This window comes from Paenibacillus sp. NPDC057967 (genome assembly GCF_042887015.1).
In the GTDB taxonomy this organism is placed as follows: Bacteria; Bacillota; Bacilli; order Paenibacillales; family Paenibacillaceae; genus Pristimantibacillus.
Genome location: NZ_JBHVQB010000010.1, coordinates 86,767 through 105,253, shown reverse-complemented (window position 1 = coordinate 105,253; position 18,487 = coordinate 86,767). Strand labels below are relative to the sequence as shown.

The window sequence follows — 18,487 nt, the reverse complement described above, 5'->3', positions numbered from 1 at the left end:
CCTCCTCAGGGAGCCGCTGATACGGCTCTTAGTCCTTATAATAACGGTACAACAATACGGTAAATTCGGCCCTGCTCGCTTGGCCTTCCGGCTTGAACCGGTTCGGCTCGACGCCCTTCAGCTTGCCCTCCAGCTTCATAGCATGAAGCATGGCAGAGTACCATTCGTATTGTGACACGTCCTGGAAGGGACGGGAGGTCGGTATTCGTGCGGCTATACCCTCTGCATGCCCGATCATAACGGCCATCTCAGCTCGCGTGACCGGCCTGTCAGGCTTGAAGGTTCCATCCGGAAACCCGTTCACCCAACCCTGTTGAACCGCTTTGCGTATCGCATCATTCGCCCAGTGGCTGCTGCTTACATCCGAAAACGATTTGGTTACGACATTGCCGGTCAGCGGCTTATACGCCTTGACGATCATCGCTACCGCTTCCGCCCTTGTAATATTTCGCTCCGGCTGAAAGCGATAACTGCCTGTGCCGTTCACAATGCCGCTTGCGGCCATCGATACGATTTCATCTCTGGCCCAATGCCCTTTAATATCCCGGAACCCGGAGATCAGCTCCTCCGCTTGGAAGGAGAGGCGATAATACTGGTTCGTGAACGCTTTGCTCGACGTCAGCTTCACATAATAAACACCCGGCTGCAGCACTTGCTCCTGTGTCTGCAGCTTGCCGCTTGACCCGGTGGTGCCGAGTGCAAGACGGCTCATTCTCTTGTCATATACCTCTAGCTTAAGCGAGGCGTCTGTCGGCACTCCCCCGACATTCATCCGGACAATACCGGAGCTGGCCATACGGAACTGGAACCAGTCAATATCGGAGGCGCTGTGTATGACGCCCTTGTACTCCGTGCCGGGATTCATGAGAAGAGCTTCATAGCTCTTGTCATTAGGCTCATTGGGATCGGTAAGCTCCGGTTTGTAATCCAGCCGAAGCTTATAAGTGCCAACTGTTGGACTAGCCTCCAGCGATATCGCATTGTGCACCCTGATATAATACGTCCCTGGTGTTACCGACATGACTGGTGTCCATTCATTCATGCCTTCCCCGTTCTCATCATATAGGGTAAGCGAGCCGCCTTCCCGCTGAATAGACAGCCCCAAATCCATGCGCGCGGTACTGCCTTCCAGCGTAAGCTGCAACTTCCCGTCTTCCTTGAACGTCACGGCGAACCAGTCACGGTCAGCCGTCTGATGGAAGGAGCCCGTAATCGTCTGCGACTTGGCTTCCAGCTTGAACGCATTCGCCATACGGTCATTCGGCTCATACGGATCCGGACTCATCGTGAAGGATGACATTAAGGCATAAGCAAGCGCTCTGCGTTCCTCCGGACTCCCGTACTGTACCTGTATGTACTGCTTGCCTTTTTTGACGTCGAAATCCATCGTTTTAGTGGACAACTTGGTATCTGTGGCGGACAGCTGCTTGCCGCCCGCATAGTGAGTGAACCGGACAACAGGCACAGCCTGCCCCGATTCAGGCATCCCTTTGTAATAAATCGTAAGCTTGCCGTCAAAGGGAACATCAATCATATACCAGTCTTGATCCTTGGCCGATTCAAGCTCAGCGATCATTTGACTCATCAGCGGGAATGTCGTTGCCGCGCCGATACTATTGTTTGGTTCATGCGCATCCTTGGACAAGGAAGCCGTGACGGCTTGATCCAGCTGCAGGATGCCGTAACCGGATGTTGTATCCGCCCCCTTGGGTCCGATATCCTTCGCCGTTTGGCGAAGCAGCTCTCGTATCTGATAGGGTTGATAATCAGGATATTGAGCCATCAGGAGCGCTGCAGCGGCAGCAGCTTGCGGTGCTGCCATAGACGAGCCCTCTTCCTTCTTATAGGTACCGTTCACTCCCGTTGTGTATACGTTCCACGGTGCAAGAAGATCCAATTCAGGACCGGGATTGGACCGTGGGTCCGGCTGACCATCGGCTTTCACGCCGCCCACAGCGAGAACAGTGGGATAGGCTGCGGGATATTTGACCGCCGCCTTGCTCCCTAGCGTTACACCGTCATTGCCTGCGGCCGCTACCAGAAGCACGCCATGGTTTTCAGCATAGTTCACGATATCCTGCATATAAGGCGAATACCGGTGAAGGCCAACAGACAGCACGACGACCTTGGCTCCATTGCGAACAGCGTACAGAATGCCTTCTCCCAAATCCTGCTCCGTTCCATCGCCCCATTGATCGAGCGCTTTGACCGGCATAAGCTTGGCATTCCACAGAATGCCGGCTACGCCAATTCCGTTATTTCCTTTGGCCGCGATAACGCCAGCCACGCTTGTGCCATGACCATTGTCGTCATCCGGCAGCTTCTTGGGATCGACAAGGTTTACGCCAGGCACCAAATTGTCCTTCAGGTCAGGATGATCCAGATCGACGCCTGTATCCACAAGCGCAATCGTAATTCCGGTATGCTCCCTGATGGTTTCCCAAGCTTTCAGGGCTCCAATCTGCGTCAAATGCTTCTGCTTGGACAGCTCGGGATCATTTGCCTTTATTGGCGCTGCTTTAGCTGCAGCCAGTGGCTCATCTGCTGCCGGAGATTCTGTCGTTAGCGAAGAGGAGGTCTTAGCGCCGGCATCCTTGGAGCCGGCAGCACGCTCTTCTTCAGTCGCTGGATCAGACGTCTGGTCTTCCTCCACTGGCGCTTCATCGTCTACGTCATTCTCGGGATCTGACGCTTCCGTTGCCGCTAGCGAATCTGCTAGCTCTTCGTCCGTGATGGAGAGCACCTGCACCTTTTGATTCAGATGCACGTACTCGACCCCCGGCGCGCTGCTCAGGCGGCGCAGCCAATCTTCCAGATCCCCGCCCGCATCCTTGGCGGGGCGCACGACATCCACCGCCGCTTCGCTCTGGCGGCGGATCACCTCAACCCCGCTCAGCTCATGCGCAAGCTTGGGGTCCGACCACTTGAGCAGCCAGCTCTGCGGCTGCTCCGTCAGCGCTGCCGAGCCGGACGCCTGCGCGTATCCGGCTGGCGAGGCCCCTCCGGGAGCGGAGGCGCCTGGGGCGGATAAGCCCCAGAGCGCGATGCTCCCGAGCAGCAGCGCCAGGAACGCGCGGCGCAGCCCTCTGCGCGCCAGGAGCGCAACACGGTCAGCGCCTCTTCCGCGGACGAGGCGCTTCGCACTGTATCGGGCGCGCGATGCAGCCGCGCCCTCGGTATGAGATACAGGATAGGAAATGGGCCGATCCTGCTTCTTTTTTGCATCGTTATGATAGTCTATGTTCATTATATTCTGCCTTTGAAACGTATTTCATTAATATTTCGTTGAACGAATACGTTTTCCCTTCTTATTGATCATAAAAAAGGGCATAGAAGACGGATGATACCGGCTGAAGCCTCTCCCATTCCCATTGCAACTAGCAGGCAAGCGGGAGGCCCCGGCGCTATGGATAGATATACCATTCGCAAGCAGTCTGCCGTATAAGTCCGTCGCCCCATATTCCTTGCCAAATCGATGACTAACATCCCTTACCCGGCTAGCGGCTGGATGAAACAAAAAAGCTCTGTCGCTTTGCTGCCAACCAGTCGATAACCGGTGCAGCTCAGCGTCAGAGCTTTTAAAAGTCCAGAGGGTGTGAGCCCCCTGCTAATGCGACGGTAGAGGGAAGCTGAATAGATGATGGATCATATCCATCATCGGTCCAGGCACGATGCCTAGCCCAAGCGTCAATACTGCGCAGAGAGCGATGACGATAGCGGTCGGCCATGGCATCCGAATAACGCCGTCCGCCTGCTCGGAAAGCTGACCAGGGACACCCGCTTCCGGACCGGAGCCTCGTTCAGCCTCCTCTGCGCTTGCCTGTTCCCTTGTTCCCGCCGTCTCGATTTGGCCCGCTTGGGCCTCCTGCATGGCAATTGGCAGTGCGGACCCTGATGAATGGGAGGGAGCCCCCTCATCCTCATCGAAGTCGAGCGGAACGGAAGCGGGGGATAGGCCGTTGCTGCTGCGCATGAACATTTGGCGGATCAATCCGAAGTAGAAGTAGTAGGATATGACGCTGCTCAGCACCATAATGGCGACGATCCAGTAGGCCTGCGCTCGTTCGGCGCCAAGCAGTATAAACAGCTTCCCGAAGAAACCGGCCGATACAGGCAGCCCGGCTAACGATAGGACAAAAAGAATCATCGCAATTGCCGTCCATGGCGAGCGGTAATACATACCGGCATAGCCCTTCAGCTCATCATGACCGGCAGCCCGGCTGACTATTGTATGAATCGCAAATGCCCCTATCGTCATGAGCAGATAAGCGATGAGATAGAACAGGAACTCGGACATATTGTTCAGGCGTCCTACTGTAAAGGAAATGCCGACTGGCACCAAGAAATAGCCTGCGTTAGCCACGCCGGACAAAGCGAGCAGACGCTTCACATTGAACTGCCGCAAAGCCGCCAGCGTACCGTACAGCATAGATGCAGCCGCAACAAGCAGCACGATGAAAAACAATTCGTCACTAACGCTGCTGACGGCCGTACGTTCGGGATTGGCGAACAAAGCCGTTGCGAACATAAGCCGGAAGACGACCGCCAATGCGGCGCCTTTCGATACGACAGCCAGAAAAGCGGCTACCGGTGTCGGCGCCCCTTGATACACATCCAGCGACCATGCATGGAACGGAGCTGCCGCAATCTTGATCGCGAATCCAATGATCATCATGAGAAAGCCAGCATAGACGAGAGCCTCAGCCTGCTCCAGCGCTCCGGGCAACGCCGCGTTAATCCCGGCTAGCTGCACCGATCCGGTCACACCGTAAAGATAGGACATGCCGAACAAGATGAAGGCGGAGGATATCCCCCCTGTGACAACGTATTTGAAGGACGCTTCGGCCGACAAGGACGACTTTCTTCTAAGCCCAACCAGAACATAGCTGGTGATGCTCAGCAGCTCCAATCCGATATAAAGCGTAACGAGATTTTCGGAGGAGGCCATCGTCATGGCCCCGATCACAGCAGGCAGCAGCAAATAAAAGTATTCGCCCTTATCTACAATGGCCCTGTCCTGCTGCACCGTGCCTAGCCCAAGCAGCACGATAAGCGCCGTAGCCGCCAGGAACAACAGCTTGAGCAGGCTCGCAAAATCATCGATTCGGTAGCTGTCTCCCAGCAGCGAGACCACCTCGCCGTTCGATTCGATCATACGCAGCAGAACCAGAATAAAGGCGCCGAGCAGGCCTGTCAGTGTCAGCCCCCCGATCCAGCTCCTGCTAACCTTCCTTGGAAGCAGCAGCTCCAGCACAACTAGTAGAACAAACCAAGCGCCGAGCGCAAGCTCAGGAGCCATCACCAGCAGATCCGACCATGTCAACGGTTGAAATAATGTTTGCTCCGGCATCGACTACCCTCCTGCCCTTGTTGCAAGTAATAGATCCATATAGCCGCCTACGCTTGCCTGCACGGTATCGATCAGGACGGATGGATAGCAGCCTAGCAATACGATACAGGCGAGCAGAACGACCATCGGCAGCGCTTCGATGAACCGGGCATCCCGTATGGCGGCAAAGCTGTCCCGCTGCGGACCAAACGTTATCTTCAGAACGCTTCGAAGCACGTAGACGGCCGTCAATATGATTCCGATCACCGCAATGACTGTCACCCAGCGCATAGATTCGAACAGTCCCAGCAGGGACAGAAACTCACCGACAAATCCGGAAAGTCCCGGCAATCCAAGAGAAGCCAGACCTGCTGCAAGAAGAACGCCGCTAATGAACGGCATAGTACGGGCAAGTCCGCCTAGCTGAGACAGCTCTGTCGTCCCCGTCCGTTCATACAGGCTGCCAACGATGAGGAAGAGCAGCGCAGAGATCAGTCCATGGGAGATGAGCTGGAACAAGGCGCCTTGCAAGCCGATCTCATTGAAAGCGGCCAAACCGATCAATACAATTCCCATATGGCTGATGGAGGAATATGCGAGCACCAGCTTGAATTCCTGCTGCCGGAAGGCCAGTATCGCGCCGTATAGCAAGTTGATGACGCCAAGAATGGCGAGTACACTTGCCCACTCCCTAGCCTGATCCGGAAAGAGGAACAACCCGAATCGAATCAGGCCGTAAGCGCCTATCTTCAGCAGGATGCCAGAGTGAATCATGACGACAGCAGGCGGAGCCTCCTGATGTACCTTGAGCATCCACGAATGGAAAGGGAACACGGGGAGCTTGATGCCGAATGCGATCAGCAGCAGAAGGAAGATCGCCCACTGCTTGGTCTCACTGAGCGCAAATGGATTGCTGCCCGCAGATTCGGCAGGCAGATTCACATAAGCGTTCGGATCGGATAAGTTCCGCAAAATATCCCCATAACTTCCGCTGTAGACATACTGCAACGATGAAGCCGTCTCGATAATATGAAAGCCTGCCGTATTGACCAGCATGATAAGGGCAATGAACAGGATAGCCGAGCCGATGCCGTTGTAGATCAGGAAGCGGTTCGCTGCACGCTCCCGGTTGTAGTAGCCCCAGATGCCAATGAGGAAGTACATCGCGACCAGCGTAATTTCGAAGAAGATAAAGAACAGAAAGACGTCACGCGCAATAAACGCGCCGATCATACCGAATTCCAGCAAGAGAAACCAGCTGAAGAAGGACTTCCACCGCTTCTTCACATGAACAGCCGCCAGCGCAGCCATCGCTGTCACGACCGACGTCAGCAGCAGCAGCGGAAGCGACAAGCCGTCCAGACCAACCGCATACTGGAACGAGAAGAACCAGTCGCCGCCCACATTCATCTTCAGCGGTGCCTGCACCCAGCTGTACGTCTCGCTATAGGATGCGGCGCCTTGTTGTCTGTCGTAATCAGCGTAGAGCCATAGTGACAAGACAAGCGGAAGCAAGGTAGTCGCAACCGCCGCAATCTTCAGCCAGCTTGCACGATGCCTCGGCAAGAGCTGGATGAAGGCAAGGCCCAGCAGCGGAGACAGCAAAATGATCGAGAGAATCGGAATTTGCTCCAAGCCGCTCATGACAGCATCCTCCTTCCGATGACGACAAGCGCAATCGCCACGACGCCCAACACGGCAGCGACGCCATAGGTTTGTACCTGGCCGTTCTGCAGCCGCAGTCCGAGCTTGCCGGCCGCGCTCGCCGCCGATCCAGCTAGCTTCACGGCACCCCCGATGACATAGGTGTCGATCGCAGCCAGACAAGCACTCAGTCCACGCAGCGACTTCACAAACACCGTCTCATATAGCTCATCAATATAAAATTTCCGCTCCGCCAGCTTGACCAGTCCAGGCATTCGGCTTCCAAGCGGATGACTGCCCGCGATGCCTCTCCCATACAGCAGCCATCCCGCCAATATCCCGATTAGACCGGCAGCGACGGATAATAGGATGACTACAATACTGCCATGGGGTTCGATCACCTCGTCGCTAAGCCATCCGCTTAACCATCCGTTCCACGGCAGCTCGACGAACCCGGCAATGACCGCTAGTATAGCCAGCACGATAAGCGGAATCGTCATCACCAGCGGCGACTCCTTGGCACCCGTGGTTTTCGAGCCTGACTTTCCCATGAATACGAGGACGAACAATCTGGTCATGTATAGTGCCGTGAAGAATGCCGTCAGCAATCCTACAGTGAATAGCAGCGGGTTATGCTCCAGCGCCGCAGTCAGAATAGCGTCCTTTGACCAAAATCCGGAGAGCGGCGGGATTCCGGCAAGAGCCAGCGCTCCAATCGCGAACGTCCAAGCGGTAATCCGCATACGCGAGCCGATGCCGCCCATCTCCCGTATATCCTGCGTATGTACAGCATGAATGACGCTGCCTGCCGCGAGGAACAGCAGCGCCTTGAAGAAGGCATGCGTGAACAGGTGGAAGATCGCGCCCGTCATCGCGCCCAGACCAAGCGCCAGCATCATGTAGCCCAGTTGACTGATCGTGGAATAGGCCAATATTCGCTTCAGATCGTTCTGGGCAAGTGCGATCGCAGCCGCGAAGATCGCGGTGAACGCGCCGACGTACGCGACCGTCTCCATCGCCGCTGGCGACGCCTCGAATATGCTGAACGTACGGGCAATGAGGAATACTCCAGCCGCTACCATCGTCGCTGCGTGAATTAGGGCACTGATCGGCGTAGGCCCCTCCATTGCATCAGGCAGCCAGACATGAAGCGGGAATTGCCCGGATTTGCCCACTGCCCCAAGGAATATCAGCAAAGCGATTAGAGTCGTAATGCCCTCCGTCATGATGCCGCCATGTCCCCCGAATATGCTTTGAATACTTGTAAAGTCGAGCGGATGGCCCGGCATGTGCCAGAATAACAGCAGGATGGCAATTAATAGACCGGCGTCTCCGATTCTCGTCACGATAAAGGCCTTCTTAGCCGCTGCACGAGCAGCTGGACGCGCATACCAGAATCCTACGAGCAGGAAGGAGCAGACGCCCACAAGCTCCCAGAACAGGTAGAAGGACAACAGGTTATCCGACAATACGAGGCCCAGCATGGAGAATGTAAAGAGCGACACATAGCCGTAGAAAACCGTGATCCGTTCATCCACGGCCATGTAACCCGCCGAGTAGATATTAACGAGCAAGCCGACGAGTGTAACCACCACCAGCATTAGCGCCGTCAAATTAGTAATCTCAAACCCGATTCGAAGCGAATATTCGCCAATCGAGATCCAGCTAAAGTTATAGCTATAATCGATAGCGTGAGGCTTAAGCCTCTCCCCCAGTACAAGCAAGGATAGAACGAAAGCGCCTAACGCACCGATCGAGCCGATCCATGCGCCCACTCTCCGAAACCCCCTCCCGAGCGTCATCAGCACAAGGAAGGCAGCGAGGGGAAGGAGCGGGATCACCCATGCGATTTTCGCAAAAAAGTCCATGCGCCCTACCTCCTCATCCGATTGAATGCATCGATCATAACTGTGCCGCGCGCCCGGAACAACGCGATCAGTATCGCAACGGCAATCGCAGCCTCCGCCGCCGCTACCGTTATCGTGAAGATAGAAAAGAGCTGTCCCGTCAGCGAGGGAATAACGCCATATTTGGAGAAGGCGATCAAATTCAGATTGACGCCGTTCAGCATCAGCTCAAGCGACAGCAGGACGATAATGGCATTGCGCTTGGCAAGCGCACCGTACAAGCCTATGCAAAACAATATAGCGGCCATTGTAAGATAGGATGGCAGCATCTAGTCCGCCTCCTTTTTCGCCAAGGCAATTGCACCTATGAACGCGACAGTCAGCAAGATCGACAGCAGCTCGAACGGCACGATATAGCTGGTAAACAGCTGCTCGCCAATCGCCAGCGTGTTGTCTTCGCCAAAATCGAAGGCCCCGGCGCTTTGAAAATCCGACGCACGGATGGAATAGAAGAGAAGACCAAAAAGACAAAGCGCACCGACGGCGGCAAGCGTCTCGTGAAGCGGCTTCGCAGGCTCCGCCGCTTCTCCGTTATGCTTCGTCATCATAATGCCGAAGATCATCAGAATGGATACCGCCCCTGCGTAGATCAGCACTTGAACAAAGGCGACGAATTCCGCATCCAGCAGCACATACATGCCGGCAAGCCCCAGAAAAGCGGCTGCCATGGAGATGACCATGTGGACCACCTTCTCCAGGCTGATCATCAGCACCGCTCCGCCGATAATGATGACTGCGAATAGGAAGAAGGCAACGTATTCCCCCGTAATGTCGACGTTAAACAATTATTTGGCGCCCCCTTTTGCCGGAGCACCGATATTGTTGTTGTCCTGACGAACCAATGTATTGTTGTCCGTCAGCCACCCAGCATCCTTATACAGATCATCTCGGCTGTATGCGGCCAGCTCGAAGTGATTGGTCATCACGATCGCTTCCGTCGGACATACCTCGGTGCACAGATCGCACAGGATACAGATTTCGAAGTTAATGTCGAAGGTATCGATCACTTTGCCTTTCTTCTCGGGATCGGGATTTGGCTTGCCCGTCAGCGTAATGCAATCGGTCGGGCATATGCGGGCGCATTGATTGCACACAATGCACAGATCCGGTATAAAGTGCTGAATGCCCCGGAAGCGGTCCGGCATCAGGAACGGTTCATCCGGATAGGATGTCGTCACCTTCGGAGCCGTTAGCGCCTTCATCGTAACGCCTAGACCTTGTAGCAATCCTTTCATGCTTCTCTCCCCTTTCAGACCCTTATTTCACGAACAGCTCCAGATAGAGCGCGGTGAGGAATACGTTGAGCAGCGCCACGGGAAGGAGCACCTTCCAGCCAAGACTCATGAGCTGATCGATACGAACGCGCGGGAAGGTCGCCCGTAACCAGAATAGTGAGAAGACAACAAAAGCAAACTTGAGCAGGAACCATATTATACCTGGCACAAAATCCAGAAAGGGCGCAGGCGCGTGCCACCCGCCAAGGAACAAGACCGTCGTTAGTGCCGCAATCGCGTACACATAGACGTACTCTGAGAGCATGAAGAACGCGAAGCGGAAGCCGCTGTATTCGACATGATAACCCGCCACAAGCTCCGACTCCGCCTCCGGCAAGTCGAAAGGCGTCCGGTTCAGCTCCGATACTGCCGCGATGTAGAAGACGATAAATCCGATGATCTGCGGGAACAGATTCCAGTTCCAGAACCAGCCGCCGTCTTGGGCGGCTACGATATCACGCAGGTTCAGACTGCCGCTTAATAGGATGACGCCCACAATGGATATGACAAGCGGCACCTCGTAGCTGATCATCTGCGCCGCGGAGCGCATGCCGCCCAGCAAGGCATATTTGTTATTGGAGGCCCAGCCTCCAAGCACAATCGCTAGAGTAGTAATACCGGATAAGGCCACATAGTAGAGCAAGCCGACATTCAGATCGGCAAAATAAAGCTTCTCGGTGTAAGGAATAACGGCAAGCACGGTGAATGAAGGAATGAAAGCAAGAGCGGGCGCGATAATGAAGAGCAGCCGATCCGCTTTTCGAGGTATGGTGTCTTCTTTGATCAGAAGCTTGAAGATGTCGGCTACCGTCTGCAGCAAGCCAAACGGTCCGACCCGGTTAGGCCCGATGCGAAGCTGCATCCAGCCGATGACCTTTCTTTCGTAATAGATGGCGTACGTCACAAAACCTAATACAATAAGCAGAAACAACGCTGCCCACAGGAACAGGATTAAGGCGCTGCCCCATGTCAGCGGCTCATTCAGCCATGCGCCCATCAGCAATCAACCTCCCCAACGACGATATCAATTCCGCCTAATATCGTGATTAAATTGGTCATCGTCTCTCCAACGAGCAGCTTGGGCAAAATTTGAAGATTAACAAACGAAGGCCTTCTGAACTTGAGACGGTACGGCTCCGCCTTTCCTTTGGAGACGATATGGCAGCCGATCTCGCCGCGTGGCGATTCAATTCGCACGTATGTCTCTCCCGCTGGCGGCCGAATGACGCGCGGCACCTTGCCCATCGTCTCACCGTCGCTCGGGAATTGCTCTACCGCCTGCTTCAGGATGCGAAGGCTCTGCCTGATCTCCTCCAGACGTACGCGATACCGGTCGTAGCAATCGCCATTATGGCCGATCGGCACGTCGAATTCGAATCGAGGATATAGGCTGTAAGGCTCATCCCTGCGCAAATCCCATCTCACGCCTGTACATCTCAGATTGGCGCCGGACAAGCCATGGTCGATTGCGGTAGTCGCATCATATTGGCCGATTCCTTTTATGCGCGCCAGGAAGATTTCATTGCCGGATACGAGCTTGTCATATTCCGCCAGCTTCTTTTCCATGTACGGAATGAAGTCTCTGACTTTATCCATCCAGCCTGGAGGCGCATCCCATTTGACGCCGCCGACCCGCATGTAGTTGTAGGTCAGCCTTGCGCCGCATAGCTCGTTGAATAGATTGATAATCGTCTCCCGGTCACGGAAAGCGTACAGAAACGGGCTCATCGCTCCAATATCCAGCAGATACGTTCCCCACCAGACGAGATGACTAGCTACCCGCTGCAGCTCCATAACGATTAATCGTAAAAACTCTGCGCGTAGCGGCACTTCCAGTCCCATCATCGTCTCGACAGCATGGACCAGAACATAATTAGTCGTCATGGCGGACACGTAGTCCATCCGATCGGTGTAAGGAATAATTTGTGTGAAATTAAGACTTTCCGCGAGCTTCTCTGTGCCTCTGTGCAAGTAGCCCATCACAGGCGTCGCCTCGGTGATGACTTCTCCATCAAGCTTGACTACGATCCGGAACACGCCATGCGTGCTCGGATGCTGGGGTCCGACGTTGAGCAGCAGTTCTTCCGTTCGAATCACCGGTTGCCTACACCTCCGAATCAAGCGGTTCATAATCTTTGCGCAAAGGATGGCCGACCCAATCATCAGGCATCATAATCCGCCTCAGATCGGGATGGCCGGCAAATTCAATGCCTAGCAGATCATAGATCTCACGTTCGTTCCAATCGGCCGTCGACCAAGTCGGCGTCGCGGAAGGTACGGATGGCGCCTCCCGGTCAGTCCTCAGCTTAATTGCGACATCCTGCCTCGTGTCGAGCGATAACAGGAAATAAACAACCTCAAGATGCGACTCATAATCGATACCGGACACATTGCGGAGATAGTTGAATCGGAGCTCCTCGTGATCCCGCAGCAGCAGACTGGCCTCCCGCCATCGTTCGGTAGCAATGACGAGCATCGGCATATCAGCGTTCAATTCGTTCAACCCTGATTCTACTACTGTGCCAACCCCCATCTTCTCTTCGATCAATCGAACATACCGATCCAGATCGCTTTGCCTCGGGGAAGGCTCCTTGGGGGTGTCCTGCTCCATTTGGGCTGCTTCGGCAGCTTCTGCCTCTGCTTTCGCCTTGGCTGCCGCTCTCGCCGCTCGCGCTTCGGCTGCGGCCTTCAGTTTCGCTTCGCGCTCCGCATCAACAGGGGCTGGCTTGGGCTCAGTCTCTGCCGGCTTACTTGTTGCCACATCTTCGCCAGTCGGTTCAGAAGCATTCGCAGCTTCTTGCTGCTCTATCGGCTCTTGTGGTGCTTCGGGGTTCTTTTTCTCCTCCTCGCTCAACGGCTCGTCACCTGCTTCCCGGTCTTCGCCTCATAGCGGATCTTCTCCTGGAGCTTATTGATGCCATAGATGAGCGCCGCCGGATTAGGCGGGCAGCCAGGAATGTACACGTCTACCGGTACGATTTGATCCACACCCTTAATGACCGCGTAGGACTTCACGTAAGGACCGCCGGCGGTAGCGCATGACCCCATTGCGATAACCCACTTCGGCTCCGGCATTTGATCGTATAAGCGGCGCAGCAGAGGTCCCATCTTCTTTGTCACTGTACCGGATACAATCATGACATCCGACTGCCTCGGAGATGTGCGAAACATAACGCCGAATCGGTCCAGGTCATAGTGGGAAGCGCCCGTACCCATCATCTCTATGGCGCAGCACGCAAGGCCGAATGTGAGGGGCCACAAGGAATTGCTTCTCGCCCAGCCCTTTAGCTGCTCCAGCGTTCCCATGAATACATTGCGTTCCAGCTCCTTGCGCTCTTCGAGTGTAATCGACTCCAGGTTCAATTCCATTTCAACACCCTCTTCTTCCATGCGTATAGAAGTCCCACGAGCAGCATTCCTGCAAAAATGACCATTTCGATCAGCACAAAAAGACCGAGCTTATTATACGCAACGGCCCACGGGTATAAGAAAACGGTTTCCACATCAAAAATGACAAACATAAGGGCAAACATATAGTACCGGATGTTGAATCTGACCTGACCTTCGCCTACTGGCTCGTTGCCGCTCTCGTATGTACTTCGTTTCGGATCGGTCGGCTTATGCGGCCTCAGCAGTCTGCCGACTGTCAAAGCCACGACCGGGAGCAGAATGCCCAGTACGAGAAAAATCGCGACAACGACGTAGTGGTTGACATAGTTATCCACACAATCGCCTCCGTAAAAGGATGGTATGCAGGATGTCTCTACGCTGTCTTTTCATGGTCAATTTTTCCTCACAATTATAACAAATGCTGGGACTACCGTCTATGACGGAGTTGCGATCAACGCACCTGCTTACTTCAGGAACCTTATTCCATTATATGCGTCCCTATTATAAAAATGGACTGTTCCCCCTACTTTTCCTTGCAATGATTCTTGTATTGGATTCGTTCAAATTAAAAAAGAAGCCTCCCGCACGTCATACGCACGGAAAGCTTCTTAGGGTCGATTAGATCTTATGTCTCACATTCAAGCGGTTCATCGCGCGCTGCATAGCCATCTCAGCACGGCGGAAGTCAACCTCGTCCTGCTTGGCAGCCAGACGCTGTTGCGCACGCTGCTTCGCAGCTTCCGCACGTTCAATATTGATGTCCTGCGCGAGCTCAGCGCTCTCTGCAAGAATAACGATTTTGTCCTTGCGGACTTCGATAAAGCCGCCGTTTACAGCGACAATATCGACTTTGCCATCACGCTTGATCGTAACAGGAGCGATACGCAGCGGTGTCACAAGCGGAATGTGGTTAGGCAGAATGCCCAACTCGCCTTCTACGCCCGTTACGCTTACCATGTTCGCTGTTTCCTGATACACCTTACGCTCAGGCGTTACGATTTCTACCAGAAAGGTACTCATGTGGATTCCTCCCGCCTTTCGCTATTAAAGCGTTTTGGCTTTCTCCACGGCTTCTTCAATGACACCTACATAACGGAAGGCTTCTTCCGGCAGGTGGTCATATTTGCCCTCGAGAATTTCTTTGAAGCTGCGAACGGATTCTTTAACCTGTACGTATTTGCCTGGCGTTCCAGTGAACGGCTCGGCAACGTGGAACGGCTGAGACAAGAACAATTGGATTCTGCGTGCACGGCCAACTGTTACTTTATCTTCCTCGCTCAGCTCGTCCATACCCAGGATTGCGATAATATCTTGAAGCTCTTTGTAACGCGCAAGAATCTTCTTCACGCCTTGAGCAACATTGTAATGCTCTTCACCCAGAACTTCAGGGTTAAGGATACGGGAAGATGAAGCTAGCGGATCAACCGCTGGGAAGATACCCATCTCGGAAATTTTACGCTCCAGGTTAGTCGTTGCGTCCAAGTGAGCGAACGTTGTAGCAGGAGCTGGATCCGTATAGTCATCCGCAGGAACGTAGATCGCCTGAATGGACGTTACAGAGCCTTTTTTCGTGGATGTGATACGCTCTTGAAGCTGACCCATCTCTGTTGCCAGCGTTGGCTGGTAACCTACCGCCGATGGCATACGTCCCAGAAGGGCCGAAACCTCGGAGCCCGCTTGCGTGAAGCGGAAGATGTTGTCGACGAACAGAAGTACGTCTTTGCCTTCCTCATCACGGAAATACTCAGCCATAGTCAGACCCGTCAAAGCTACGCGCTGACGCGCGCCTGGCGGTTCGTTCATTTGACCGAATACCATCGCTGTTTTGCTAAGTACCCCGGAATCTTTCATCTCGTGGTACAAGTCGTTACCTTCACGGGTACGCTCGCCTACACCAGCGAATACGGAGATACCGCCATGCTCTTGCGCGATGTTGTTGATAAGCTCCTGGATCGTTACCGTCTTACCTACGCCGGCGCCGCCGAACAGGCCGATCTTGCCGCCTTTAGCGTAAGGTGCAAGCAAGTCGATAACTTTAATGCCTGTTTCGAGAATTTCCGCTTGCGTGGACAATTCGTCGAATGCAGGCGCTTGACGGTGAATCGGAAGATTAACTTCCGACGTAACGTCGCCAGCTTCATCGATAGGCTCGCCAAGTACGTTAAATACGCGGCCCAGTGTTGAAGTACCAACTGGAATGGTGATAGGTGCGCCTGTGTCTACAACCTCCATGCCGCGAACAAGACCGTCTGTCGTGCTCATCGCAACGGCACGAACCATGTTGTCACCGAGGTGAACAGCTACTTCCAGCGTCAGGTTAATATCAACTCCGCCTTGGCTAGCCTTATGCTCGATTTTGACAGCGTTCAAAATTTCCGGCAGGTTGCCGCGTTCGAACTCAAGGTCGACGACCGGACCCATGACGGATACAACGCGTCCTTTTTTCATTGCTTTCCCTCCTGCTTCCTTCTTATATGAACTTACGATTGTGCGTTAGCTCCCGCAACGATCTCGGAAATTTCCTGAGTGATCGCAGCCTGACGGGCACGGTTGTATGTCAGCGTCAGCTGGTTGATCATCTTCGTCGCGTTCTTCGTTGCGCTGCCCATTGCTGTCATACGAGCACCAAATTCGGATGCTTTGCCGTCCAGTACCGCGCTGTAAATAAGCGTCTCCGCATATTTCGGCAGCAGCACTTCCAGTACGCCTTCCGGCGATGGCTCGTATTCATATGCAGAAACCGTCGTACCCTCGCTGATCTCGTCCAGAGGCAGCAAACGGGATTCCGTCGGGATTTGAGTAATCGCATTTACGAATTGGTTGTAGTATAAATACAGTTCGTCATAAGCGCCATCTGCGAACTTCTGCACAGCTGCTGTAGCAACCGTCTTGATGTCTGCAAAGGTTGGAGCATCGGACAAACCGACTACTTCTTCTACGATAGGCATACTCCGACGACGGAAGTAATCACGGCCTTTACGGCCGATCACGAACAATACATACTCGTCGGTAGACTTATGCTTCTCTTGAATGGTTTGCGTTACTTTGCGCAAGATGTTCGCATTGTAGCCGCCTGCCAGACCCCGGTCGGATGTGATGACCAGATATCCCGTCTTTCTGATCGGACGAGTCTCCAGCATCGGATGCTTCACATCCTTTGTGCCTGCGGCGATGCTAGCGACAACTTCTTTCAGCTTATCCGCGTAAGGACGGGCAGCGGTAGCAGCTCCCTGCGCTCTTCTGAGCTTGGACGCGGCAACCATCTCCATCGCTTTCGTGATTTGCTTCATGCTTTGTTTGCTCTTGATCTCGCGCTTTATATCACGCATGCCTTTTGCCATTTGGTTTCACCCGCCTTCGTATGCCCTCGAATGCCTTCGGGGCGTGGTAAGGGCCTACGCCCGGACATGATTGGACGGGCGTAGGGAAATATGTCTAAGCGAAGCTTTTCTTAAATTGGTTGATCGCGTCTACAAGAGCCTTCTCGTTATCTGCAACGAGGTCTTTTGTATCGCGGATAGAAGCGCCGATCTCCGGATGGTTGGAGTCCATGAATGCCAGGAACTCCCTCTCAAAACGGGAGATGTTCTCGAGCGCAACTTCATCAAGGTGTCCCTTAACCGCTGTATATAGAGAGAGAACTTGCTTCTCTACCGGCATTGGTTGGTTAACGCCTTGTTTCAGGATCTCCATCGTACGCGCGCCGCGGTTAAGGCGAGCGAGCGTTGACTTGTCGAGGTCGGAACCGAACTGCGAGAACGCTTGAAGCTCGCGGTATGCCGCAAGGTCAAGACGGAGCGTACCGGCAACCTTCTTCATCGCCTTGATCTGCGCGGAACCGCCTACGCGGGATACGGAGATACCAACGTTAACCGCTGGGCGTTGGCCGGAGTAGAACAAGTCGGACTCCAGGAAGATTTGACCGTCAGTAATGGAGATAACGTTCGTCGGGATATAAGCCGATACGTCGGACGCTTGCGTCTCAATGAACGGCAAAGCTGTGATCGAGCCGCCGCCGAGCTTGTCGCTCAGTTTCGCAGCGCGCTCCAGCAAACGGGAGTGCAGGTAGAATACGTCGCCCGGATAAGCCTCACGACCCGGCGGACGGCGAAGAAGCAAGGAAAGCTCGCGGTATGCCGCAGCTTGTTTGGTCAAGTCATCATATACGATCAAGGCATGCTCGCCTTTGTACATGAAGTACTCAGCCATCGATACGCCTGCGTACGGTGCAAGGTACAGAAGTGGAGCCGGATCCGATGCGCCTGCAGTTACAACGATTGTGTATTCCAATGCGCCGTGGCGACGAAGCGTTTCCACAACGTTGGCAACTGTAGATTGTTTTTGGCCAATGGCAACGTAGATACATTTTACGCCATTGCCCTTTTGGTTGATGATCGCATCGATCGCGATCGTTGTTTTACCCGTTTGACGGTCGCCGATGACAAGCTCACGTTGTCCGCGGCCGATTGGTACCATGGCGTCGATCGCTTTGATACCTGTTTGCATCGGTTCATGAACGGATTTACGATCGATAACGCCCGGAGCCGGGGATTCGATCGCGCGAGTTTGCGTTGTGTTAACCGGACCTTTGCCGTCTACCGGCTGTCCAAGCGGGTTAACAACGCGGCCCAGAAGCTCGTCGCCTACCGGAACTTCCATGATGCGGCCTGTACGCTTAACTTGGTCGCCTTCGCGAATGTCCGTGTAAGGACCCAGGATAACAACACCCACGTTGCTTTCCTCAAGGTTGAGCGCCATACCTACAACACCGTTCGCGAACTCGAGCAACTCGCCTTGCATCGCATTCTCAAGGCCGTGTACGCGTGCGATACCGTCACCGACATTGATGACCGTGCCGACATCCACGACTTGAATTTCGGATTTATATTGTTCGATCTGTTGTTTAATCAGCGTGCTGATTTCATCAGGTCTGATACTCAATT

Annotated in this window: 16 protein-coding genes; all 16 read right to left on the bottom strand. The window is 54.2% G+C overall.

The annotated features are described in order from the left end of the window. Positions 1 to 28: 28 nt before the first annotated feature. Positions 29 to 3,247 carry a S8 family serine peptidase gene (locus ACFVSO_RS24265; RefSeq protein ID WP_387478700.1) on the bottom strand — a complete coding sequence of 1,073 codons (3,219 nt, stop codon included), beginning with the start codon at positions 3,245 to 3,247 and terminating at the stop codon, positions 29 to 31. Positions 3,248 to 3,607: 360 nt separating this feature from the next. Next, on the bottom strand, positions 3,608 to 5,350 hold the full coding sequence (locus tag ACFVSO_RS24260; protein WP_387478699.1) for an NADH-quinone oxidoreductase subunit N: 1,743 nt from the start codon (positions 5,348 to 5,350) through the stop codon (positions 3,608 to 3,610). Positions 5,351 to 5,353: 3 nt separating this feature from the next. Beyond that, positions 5,354 to 6,973, bottom strand: a complete 1,620-nt coding sequence (locus ACFVSO_RS24255; RefSeq protein ID WP_387478697.1) for a complex I subunit 4 family protein — start codon at positions 6,971 to 6,973, stop codon at positions 5,354 to 5,356. Next, positions 6,970 to 8,841 carry an NADH-quinone oxidoreductase subunit L gene (gene nuoL / locus ACFVSO_RS24250; protein WP_387478695.1) on the bottom strand — a complete coding sequence of 624 codons (1,872 nt, stop codon included), beginning with the start codon at positions 8,839 to 8,841 and terminating at the stop codon, positions 6,970 to 6,972. Before nuoL ends, ACFVSO_RS24255 begins: the two co-directional genes overlap by 4 nt. Before the next feature lie 5 nt (positions 8,842 to 8,846). Then, positions 8,847 to 9,149, bottom strand: coding sequence for an NADH-quinone oxidoreductase subunit NuoK (gene nuoK, locus ACFVSO_RS24245; RefSeq protein WP_119802143.1), 303 nt, complete (start codon positions 9,147 to 9,149; stop codon positions 8,847 to 8,849). After that, positions 9,150 to 9,665, bottom strand: a complete 516-nt coding sequence (locus ACFVSO_RS24240; protein ID WP_387478693.1) for an NADH-quinone oxidoreductase subunit J — start codon at positions 9,663 to 9,665, stop codon at positions 9,150 to 9,152. Continuing rightward, positions 9,666 to 10,115, bottom strand: coding sequence for an NADH-quinone oxidoreductase subunit NuoI (nuoI, locus tag ACFVSO_RS24235; protein ID WP_387478690.1), 450 nt, complete (start codon positions 10,113 to 10,115; stop codon positions 9,666 to 9,668). 22 nt (positions 10,116 to 10,137) lie between these two features. Continuing rightward, on the bottom strand, positions 10,138 to 11,151 hold the full coding sequence (gene nuoH / locus ACFVSO_RS24230) for an NADH-quinone oxidoreductase subunit NuoH (RefSeq protein ID WP_387478687.1): 1,014 nt from the start codon (positions 11,149 to 11,151) through the stop codon (positions 10,138 to 10,140). Next, positions 11,151 to 12,251 carry an NADH-quinone oxidoreductase subunit D gene (locus ACFVSO_RS24225; protein WP_387478684.1) on the bottom strand — a complete coding sequence of 367 codons (1,101 nt, stop codon included), beginning with the start codon at positions 12,249 to 12,251 and terminating at the stop codon, positions 11,151 to 11,153. Before ACFVSO_RS24225 ends, nuoH begins: the two co-directional genes overlap by 1 nt. Positions 12,252 to 12,258: 7 nt before the next feature. Next, a complete protein-coding gene (locus tag ACFVSO_RS24220; RefSeq protein ID WP_387478681.1) occupies positions 12,259 to 13,008 on the bottom strand; it encodes an NADH-quinone oxidoreductase subunit C in 750 nt (249 codons plus the stop codon). Further along, on the bottom strand, positions 13,005 to 13,523 hold the full coding sequence (locus ACFVSO_RS24215) for a NuoB/complex I 20 kDa subunit family protein (RefSeq protein ID WP_120114298.1): 519 nt from the start codon (positions 13,521 to 13,523) through the stop codon (positions 13,005 to 13,007). Before ACFVSO_RS24215 ends, ACFVSO_RS24220 begins: the two co-directional genes overlap by 4 nt. Then, complete coding sequence (locus ACFVSO_RS24210; RefSeq protein WP_387478677.1) at positions 13,514 to 13,879, bottom strand: NADH-quinone oxidoreductase subunit A; 366 nt, start codon at positions 13,877 to 13,879, stop codon at positions 13,514 to 13,516. Before ACFVSO_RS24210 ends, ACFVSO_RS24215 begins: the two co-directional genes overlap by 10 nt. Positions 13,880 to 14,162: 283 nt before the next feature. Then, positions 14,163 to 14,564, bottom strand: a complete 402-nt coding sequence (locus ACFVSO_RS24205) for a F0F1 ATP synthase subunit epsilon (protein WP_387478674.1) — start codon at positions 14,562 to 14,564, stop codon at positions 14,163 to 14,165. A 24-nt stretch (positions 14,565 to 14,588) separates the two neighbouring features. Continuing rightward, a complete protein-coding gene (atpD, locus tag ACFVSO_RS24200; RefSeq protein WP_387478671.1) occupies positions 14,589 to 15,992 on the bottom strand; it encodes a F0F1 ATP synthase subunit beta in 1,404 nt (467 codons plus the stop codon). 32 nt (positions 15,993 to 16,024) lie between these two features. Further along, positions 16,025 to 16,885, bottom strand: coding sequence for an ATP synthase F1 subunit gamma (gene atpG / locus ACFVSO_RS24195; RefSeq protein ID WP_387478668.1), 861 nt, complete (start codon positions 16,883 to 16,885; stop codon positions 16,025 to 16,027). A gap of 94 nt (positions 16,886 to 16,979) precedes the next feature. Next, a complete protein-coding gene (atpA, locus tag ACFVSO_RS24190) occupies positions 16,980 to 18,485 on the bottom strand; it encodes a F0F1 ATP synthase subunit alpha (protein ID WP_387478665.1) in 1,506 nt (501 codons plus the stop codon). Positions 18,486 to 18,487 lie beyond the last annotated feature (2 nt).

Coding starts and splice junctions, on each gene's coding strand:
- ACFVSO_RS24265 (WP_387478700.1), bottom strand. CDS start 3,247: ATGAACATAGACTATCATAACGATGCAAAAAAGAAGCAGGATCGGCCC.
- ACFVSO_RS24260 (WP_387478699.1), bottom strand. CDS start 5,350: ATGCCGGAGCAAACATTATTTCAACCGTTGACATGGTCGGATCTGCTG.
- ACFVSO_RS24255 (WP_387478697.1), bottom strand. CDS start 6,973: ATGAGCGGCTTGGAGCAAATTCCGATTCTCTCGATCATTTTGCTGTCT.
- nuoL (WP_387478695.1), bottom strand. CDS start 8,841: ATGGACTTTTTTGCGAAAATCGCATGGGTGATCCCGCTCCTTCCCCTC.
- nuoK (WP_119802143.1), bottom strand. CDS start 9,149: ATGCTGCCATCCTATCTTACAATGGCCGCTATATTGTTTTGCATAGGC.
- nuoI (WP_387478690.1), bottom strand. CDS start 10,115: ATGAAAGGATTGCTACAAGGTCTAGGCGTTACGATGAAGGCGCTAACG.
- nuoH (WP_387478687.1), bottom strand. CDS start 11,151: ATGGGCGCATGGCTGAATGAGCCGCTGACATGGGGCAGCGCCTTAATC.
- ACFVSO_RS24215 (WP_120114298.1), bottom strand. CDS start 13,523: ATGGAATTGAACCTGGAGTCGATTACACTCGAAGAGCGCAAGGAGCTG.
- ACFVSO_RS24205 (WP_387478674.1), bottom strand. CDS start 14,564: ATGAGTACCTTTCTGGTAGAAATCGTAACGCCTGAGCGTAAGGTGTAT.
- atpD (WP_387478671.1), bottom strand. CDS start 15,992: ATGAAAAAAGGACGCGTTGTATCCGTCATGGGTCCGGTCGTCGACCTT.
- atpG (WP_387478668.1), bottom strand. CDS start 16,885: ATGGCAAAAGGCATGCGTGATATAAAGCGCGAGATCAAGAGCAAACAA.